The sequence below is a fragment of the Streptomyces mesophilus genome (genome assembly GCF_040300965.1).
GTDB lineage: Bacteria > Actinomycetota > Actinomycetes > Streptomycetales > Streptomycetaceae > Streptomyces > Streptomyces mesophilus_A.
The window spans coordinates 20,639-27,672 of the sequence record NZ_JBEPEW010000114.1 but is presented as its reverse complement, the minus strand read 5'-3'; the positions used below and the strand labels follow the sequence as shown (position 1 = coordinate 27,672).

The window sequence follows — 7,034 nt, the reverse complement described above, 5'->3', positions numbered from 1 at the left end:
CGCGGGTTTCCTGCTGCTCGCACTCGCGCCCTCCGCGCCCGCCGCCCTCCTCGGCGCCGGCGCGTTCGTGGCCGGGGCCTCCCCGGCCGGAGCCGCGGGCGGGCTGCGCGCGCTGCTCCAGGCGATGGTCCCCGAACGGGCCGTGGCACAGGCGATGAGCTTCGAGACCATGCTCAACTCGGTGATCTGGGCCATCGCCCCGGTCACCGCGGCCTGGCTGGCGCTCGGCGTGGCCCCGTACACACCGATGCTGCTCGCCACCGTCCTGGTGCTCGTCGCGGCGGCGGGTCTGTGGCTGCTGCCCGCCGGCTGGCAGGCGGAGGAGCACGACGCGGCCGGCGGGTCGAAGGCCCGGGTCCTGGCGCGCGCCTGGCCCGCGTACGTGATGGGCGCGGCCACCATGTGTCTGCTCGCGCTCGCCGAGATCGCGCTGCCCGCACTGCTCGAACAGCGGGACTTCGGGGTGGGCCTCGCGGGCCCGCTGCTCGCCGCGTTCGCGGTGGCCTCCGCCGTCGGCGCCTTCGTCTACGGGATGCGGGCGGCCTGGCCCGGACGGCTCGCCACCCAGAGCGCGGTCCTGCTCGTCGGGGTCTCGGCCTGCGTCACCGTCGTCGCCGTGACGCCCTCCGTCACCGCGATCGCGGCCGGTCTGACACTCGCGGGAGTGCTGCAGGCAGGCGCGCTGCTCACCCGGAACCTCGCGCTGCGCGCATCCCTGCCGGCGAGCGCGCTCGCGGCCGGGTACTCGGTCATGTACGCGGCGGTGGGCGCCGGTTACGCCTTGTCCGGCAGTCTGGCCGGCCTCCTGATGAGCCTGACGACCGCCTCGAACGCGATCCTCGCGGGCGTCGCCCTCACCCTCGCCCTCACCGCCGTCGGATTGCTGGGCGACCGCTCAGGCCACCGAGCGCAGCCGAGCGTGATCCGCGCGGAAGGTGCGCCGGTAGGCGGTCGGAGTGACGCCGAGCGCGCCCATTAGGTGCTGCCGCAGCGACTGCGCCGTACCGAATCCGGCGTCCCGCGCCACCTGGTCGATGGAGAGCGCGCTGGACTCCAGGAGATGGCAGGCCCGCTCGATGCGCTGCCGGGTCAGCCACTGGCCCGGGCTGATCCCGACCTCGTCGCGGAAACGGCGCGTGAACGTCCGTACCGACATGGCCTGTTGCTCCGCCATGTCCCGCAGCTGGATCGGCTCGTGCAGCCGCGCGAGCGCCCATGCCCGCGCCCTGCCGGTGGTCCCCTTCTCGGGTTCGGGCACGGGCCGCTGGATGAACTGCGCCTGTCCGCCGTCGCGATGCGGCGGTACGACGGTACGGCGGGCCACCTCGTTGGCGATCGCGGTCCCGTGGTCGCGGCGCACGATGTGCAGGCAGAGGTCGATACCGGCCGCGACTCCGGCCGAGGTCAGGACCTCGCCGTCGTCGACGAAGAGCACGTCCGCGTCGACGGCGACCGTGGGGAAGAGCTCCTGGAAGTGCTCGGAGTGCCACCAGTGGGTGGTCGCGGGGCGGCCGTCCAGGTAGCCGGCGGCGGCGAGCACATAGCCACCGGTGCAGATCGCCACGAGCCGGGTGCCCGGGCGGATATGGGCGAGCGCGGCGGCCAGTTCGGGGGTGAGCCGGCCCTCCTCGTACACCGGCCCGAGCTCGTACGAGGCCGGGATGACGACGGTGTCCGCGGTGGCCAGGGCCTCGGGTCCGTGCTCGACGTGGATCGCGAAGTCGGCGTCGGTCTGCACGGGCCCCGGCGGGCGGATCGAGCAGGTGACGACGTCGTAGAGGGGCCCGCCGTCGGGGCCGACGGGCCGGCCGAAGATGCGGTGGGGGATGCCGAGTTCGAAGGGGAGCAGACCGTCGAGGGCGAGCACGACGACGCGATGCCGGGGTGCCCCGGACAGACCCCGCCCTCCCGGGGGCCGAGCCCCGTCCAGGCTATCGGCGCCCACTGACAACACCCGGTCCGCAGCGGGACGGCCCGACTTCCCGGCGCGGGCGGACTCGACTGCCTCGACTGCCTCGGAGGATCCCATGGCCCGATCCTATCGAATGCTGACCTTCGAGCCACTCGTTCGGGGAAGGTCCGCACCGCCAGGATGATCCCGTGACGCAGACATCCGGGGCCGAGACGCCGATCCAGCAGACATCCGAGGCCGAGACGCCGGCCCAGCAGACATCCGGGTTCGAAACGGCATCCAGGACCGAGACGCCGACCCACCTGTCGTCCGGGTCCGAGACGCAGAGCCCGCAGTCATCCGGGCCCGAAGCGCCGACCCAGCAGGCCGCACCCCGCAAGACCTCACGCATCCACCGCGCCTGGTACGTGGCGGCCGTGGCCTTCGTGACGATCCTCGGCGCCGCCGCCTTCCGCTCGATGCCGGGTCTTCTGATCGAGCCGCTGCACGACGACTTCGGCTGGTCGCGCGGCACCATCGGCCTCGCGGTCTCGGTGAACCTCGCGCTGTACGGACTCACGGCCCCCTTCGCCGCCGCGCTCATGGACCGCTTCGGCATACGCAGGGTCGTCGCCGTGGCCCTGACGATGATCGCCCTCGGGTCGGGTCTGACCGTCTGGATGGCGAACTCGTTCCAGCTGATCCTCTATTGGGGCGTCCTGGTGGGCCTGGGCTCCGGCTCGATGGCCCTGGCGTTCGCGGCGACGGTCACCAACCGCTGGTTCACCACGAGGCGGGGCCTCGTCACGGGCATCCTCACCGCCGCCGGCGCCTCGGGTCAGCTGATCTTCCTGCCGCTGATCGCCTGGATGGTCGAGGACGGCACGTGGAAGCCGGCCTCCGTGACCGTGGCCCTCACCGCGCTCGCGGTCGTCCCCTTCGTATGGCTGCTTCTTCGGGACCATCCCGCGGACGTGGGCCTCGCGCCGTACGGGGCCGAGAAGTTCGTGCCCAAGCCCCCGCCCGCGCAGGGCGCGGCCCGGCGTGCGGTCACGGTGCTCTTCTCCGCCGCCCGCACCGGCCCGTTCTGGCTGCTCGCCGGCACCTTCGCGATCTGCGGCGCGTCCACGAACGGCCTGATCCAGACCCACTTCATCCCGGCCGCCCACGACCACCACATGCCCGTACAGGCCGCGGCCTCGCTGCTCGCCGTGATCGGCATCTTCGACATCCTGGGCACGGTGTTCTCGGGCTGGCTCACCGACCGCTTCGACTCCCGCCGGCTGCTCGCCGTGTACTACGCGCTGCGCGGCATCTCACTGCTCTTCCTGCCGATCCTGCTCTCGGACTCGGTCCACCCGCCGATGATCTTCTTCATCGTGTTCTACGGCCTCGACTGGGTCGCCACCGTCCCGCCGACCATCGCCCTGTGCCGTGAGCACTACGGCGACGACTCGGCGATCGTCTTCGGCTGGGTGCTCGCCTCGCACCAGGTGGGTGCGGCCCTGGTCGCCTTCCTCGGCGGCGTGGCCCGCGATGCCTTCGGCACGTACGACCCGGTCTGGTACGCCTCGGGCGCCCTGTGCGCCGCCGCCGCGCTCATGGCCGTGGTGATCACCAAGGGCCGGGCGGATTCCCCGGCGGAGACGGCGAGCGCGCACTAAGGTCAACTGAGGCGCAGGTGACAGGCGTTGTCAGTGGGTGCCGATAGGGTTTGAAGGGCTCGGCCCCCGGGAGGGCGGGGTCTGTCCGACGTACGGGGGAGCAAGCATGCAGCAGCCGACTTTCATACTCGTCCACGGAGCGTTCGCGAACTCCTTCTCGTTCGCGCCCCTCCAGGCCGAACTCGGCCTGCTCGGCCACCGTTCGGTCGCCGTGGACCTGCCGGGGCACGGGTTCGGGGCCACCTACACGCGTGCCTACCAGGCGCCTCAGGACCCCGCGGGTCTGGCCACGGCGCCCAGTTCGCTCACGGGTGTGACGCTGGCGGACAACGCCGCGTATCTGATCGGCATCCTCGAGCGCGCCAAGGCGAACGGTCCGGTGATCCTCGTCTCGCACAGCCGCGGCGGCGTCACCGCCACGGCGGCCGCCAACGCCCGCCCCGAGCTGATCGACCGGATCGTCTACGTCTCGTCGTGGTGCCCGGTCGATCTGGACGTCAACGACTATTACGCCGAGCCCGAGATGGCCACCGTCGACCCCGGAGCGCTCGGCCCGGCCGTGGCCGCCAACCCGGCCGAACTCGGCGCGCTGCGCGTCAACTTCCGCACGGCGGACCCGGCCACGCTGGAGGCGATGAAGGCGGCGTTCTTCGCCGACGGAACCGACGAGCAGGTCCTGAACTTCCTCAACACCTTCCAGCCGGACGAGAATCTCGACGTCGGCACCTCGGACGACCGCGCCCAGGCGAAGACCTGGGGCACGATCCCGAAGACGTACATCCGCCTCGCCGACGACGCCTCGATCCCGCCGGCCACCCAGGACCGCCTGATCCGCGAGGGCAACGCTTTGACCCCGGACAACCCGTACGACGTCCACACCATCGCGGGCAGCCACCTCAAGTGGCTGGTCGACCCGACGGAGGCGGCAAAGGTCCTGGCCGGCCTGGTGGCGTAACGCCTGAGCGGGAAGGGGGACCATTTGTCCGCGCCATACCCGGCAATTCGGGCACGGCGCAGGACAGATGGTCCCCCTTTGCCACTTCGAAAATCAGACCTCCACCCCCGCCGCCCCGCCCCCCGTCAGAAGGTCAGGACTCCGCGGGCCACGCGGCCGCCGTGGAGGTCGTCGGCTGCCTTCGCGAAGTCCTCGATGGGGTACGTGGTGGTCACCAGCTCGTCGAGGAGGAGCTGTCCTCGCTGGTAGAGCGAGGCGTAGAGGGGGATGTCGCGCTGGGGGCGCGAGGAGCCGTAGCGGCAGCCGAGGATGGACTTGTCCAGGAACATCGGCGCGGGCAGGAAGGACGCCTCGGTCTTCGCGCCGGTCATGCCGAGCAGCACGGCCTGGCCGTGACGGTCGAGCAGGTCGACGGCCTGGCGGATGAGCTTCGGGTTTCCGACGCATTCGAAGACGTGGTCGGCGCCGGTGGGCAGGATCTCCCGTACGGCCCCCGATGTGTCCTCCACCGCGGACGCGTCGATGAAGTGCGTGGCCCCGAACTGCCGTGCCGCGTCCCCCTTCGCCGGGTTGGCGTCCACGGCGATGATCGTGGTCGCGCCCGCGATCCGCGCGCCTTGGAGCACGTTGAGCCCGATGCCGCCCGCGCCGATCACGACCACGGAGTCGCCCCGGTCGACGCGCGCCCGGTTCAGGACGGCTCCGACGCCGGTGAGCACCCCGCACCCGATCAGTGCGGCGGACGTCAGCGGGATCTCCTTCGGGATCTTCACGGCCTGCACGGCCTTGACGACGGTCCGTTCGGCGAAGGAGGAGTTGGACGCGAACTGGAACAGCGGGTTCCCGCCGCGCGAGAACGGCTGCTTGGGCATCCCGATCGCCTTGCGGCACATCGTCGGCCGGCCTCGGTCGCAGTCCGCGCAGGCACCGCAGTTGGCGAGCGTGGAGAGCGACACGTGGTCGCCGGCGGCAACGTGCGTGACGCCCGCGCCGACCGCCTCGACGACCCCCGCGCCCTCATGGCCGAGCACCACCGGCACCGGGAAGGGAATGGTCCCGTCGACCACGGACATGTCGCTGTGGCACAGCCCCGCCGCGGCGACGGCGATGAGCACTTCCCCCGGCCCCGGGTCCCGTACGTCCAGGTCGTCGACCACCTGGGTCTGCTTGCCGTCGAAGATGACGCCCCTCATCGGTCCCCTCCTTGGGTTCCCTGTGATGAACCCTTGTCTTCGGCAACCGTCCGGTTCCCCAAGGGCTCCTTGGGCAGCCCGAGCACGCGCTCGGCGATGATGCCCCGCTGAATCTCGTCCGAGCCGCCGTAGATGGTGTCGGCCCGGGTGAACAGGAACAGCCTTTGCAGTGCGTCCAGTTCGTACGGATTGCTCTCGCTCCAGTCGTACGGCCCGAGGGCCGCGAGCGTCCCGCGCACCTGCATCGCCAGCTCGCCGAGCCGCTGATGCCAGCCGCCCCACAGGAGCTTGGCGACGCTCGGCGCACCCGGGTCCGCTGTGCCGCCCAAGGTCCGCAGCGCGTTCCAGCGCATGGTGCGCAGCTCGGCCCACTGCCGTACGATCCGGTCGCGAAGGACGGGATCGGTGACGGCGCCACTGCGGGCGGCCTCGCGCAGCACCCGGCCCAACTCCTCGGCGAACCCGATCTGTTGGACGAGCGTGGACACCCCCCGCTCGAAGGCGAGCAGCCCCATGGCCACCTGCCAGCCGTTGCCCTCGCCGCCCACCACGTGCTCGGCACGCGCGACGGCCCCGTCGAAGAACACCTCGTTGAACTCGCTCGTGCCCGTCAGCTGCCGGATCGGCCTGACCTCGATCCGGCCGGGCTGGTCCATGGGGACGAGCAGGAAGCTGATGCCCTTGTGCCGCGCGGTTCCGGGCTCGGTGCGTGCGAGCACGAAGCACCAGTCGGCGTCGTGGGCGAGGGAGGTCCAGATCTTCTGCCCGGTGATCCGGTACGTCCCGTCCGCGTCCCGTACGGCGGCGGTCCGCAGCCCGGCGAGATCCGATCCGGCCCCAGGCTCGCTGTAGCCCTGGCACCACATCTGCTCGCCCGAGGCGATGGCCGGCAGGAACTCCTGCCGCTGCTCGGGACTTCCGTACGCGAGCAGGGTCGGCGCGAGCAGGTTCTCGCCGATGTGCCCGTACCGTCCGGGCGCCCGCACCCGGGCGTACTCCTCGGCCCAGACGACCTGCTGGGTGAGGGTGGCGCCGCGATTCCCGTACGGGCTGCACTTCTCGTACGAGGTGGGGGCGGCGTCCGGGTCCCAGCCGAGGCCGATCCAGCCGCCCGCGCCGAGCTCTCGCTCCCAGGCGCGGCGCACCTCGGCGCCCTCGTGCTCGCTGCCGGGGCCGCCGAGGCCGCGGCCCGCCGCGAACTCGCCGGTCAGGTGGGCCTCGAGCCAGGCGCGTGCCTCCCCGCGGAACGCCTCGTCCTCGACGCCGAACTCGAAGTCCATCTACGCCCTCCCGTCTCGCCGTCTCGCCGTCTCGCCGTCTCGCCGTTGCGC

6 protein-coding genes are annotated in these 7,034 nt (G+C 71.8%); 3 read left to right on the top strand and 3 right to left on the bottom strand.

All coding sequences use genetic code 11. From position 1 onward, the window contains the following. Positions 1-979 (top strand): MFS transporter (locus ABT367_RS30595; RefSeq protein ID WP_352256511.1); only part of this gene is annotated, 979 nt, incomplete at its 5' end. On the opposite strand, the gene ABT367_RS30590 is transcribed toward ABT367_RS30595, so the two are convergent. Then, positions 896-2,029, bottom strand: coding sequence for a GlxA family transcriptional regulator (locus ABT367_RS30590; RefSeq protein WP_352256510.1), 1,134 nt, complete (start codon positions 2,027-2,029; stop codon positions 896-898). The two genes, ABT367_RS30595 and ABT367_RS30590, sit on opposite strands and share 84 nt — an antisense overlap. A 272-nt stretch (positions 2,030-2,301) precedes the next feature. Between ABT367_RS30590 and ABT367_RS30585 the strand changes: the two genes are divergently transcribed. Beyond that, positions 2,302-3,555 (top strand): MFS transporter, encoded by a 1,254-nt coding sequence (locus ABT367_RS30585; protein WP_352256512.1) that lies wholly within the window; start codon positions 2,302-2,304, stop codon positions 3,553-3,555. A 106-nt stretch (positions 3,556-3,661) separates the two neighbouring features. Next, positions 3,662-4,510 carry an alpha/beta hydrolase gene (locus tag ABT367_RS30580; protein ID WP_352256509.1) on the top strand — a complete coding sequence of 283 codons (849 nt, stop codon included), beginning with the start codon at positions 3,662-3,664 and terminating at the stop codon, positions 4,508-4,510. Positions 4,511-4,635: 125 nt separating this feature from the next. Here the strand turns inward: ABT367_RS30580 and ABT367_RS30575 are convergent, their stop codons facing one another. Together ABT367_RS30575 and ABT367_RS30570 are read right to left on the bottom strand one after the other, a co-directional pair. After that, entirely contained in the window at positions 4,636-5,703 is a 1,068-nt protein-coding gene (locus tag ABT367_RS30575; RefSeq protein WP_352256508.1) for a Zn-dependent alcohol dehydrogenase, read from the bottom strand. After that, entirely contained in the window at positions 5,700-6,983 is a 1,284-nt protein-coding gene (locus ABT367_RS30570) for an acyl-CoA dehydrogenase family protein (RefSeq protein WP_352256507.1), read from the bottom strand. The genes ABT367_RS30575 and ABT367_RS30570 overlap by 4 nt, the downstream gene beginning before the upstream one ends. Positions 6,984-7,034 lie beyond the last annotated feature (51 nt).

Coding starts and splice junctions, on each gene's coding strand:
- ABT367_RS30575 (WP_352256508.1), bottom strand. CDS start 5,703: ATGAGGGGCGTCATCTTCGACGGCAAGCAGACCCAGGTGGTCGACGAC.
- ABT367_RS30580 (WP_352256509.1), top strand. CDS start 3,662: ATGCAGCAGCCGACTTTCATACTCGTCCACGGAGCGTTCGCGAACTCC.
- ABT367_RS30570 (WP_352256507.1), bottom strand. CDS start 6,983: ATGGACTTCGAGTTCGGCGTCGAGGACGAGGCGTTCCGCGGGGAGGCA.
- ABT367_RS30590 (WP_352256510.1), bottom strand. CDS start 2,029: ATGGGATCCTCCGAGGCAGTCGAGGCAGTCGAGTCCGCCCGCGCCGGG.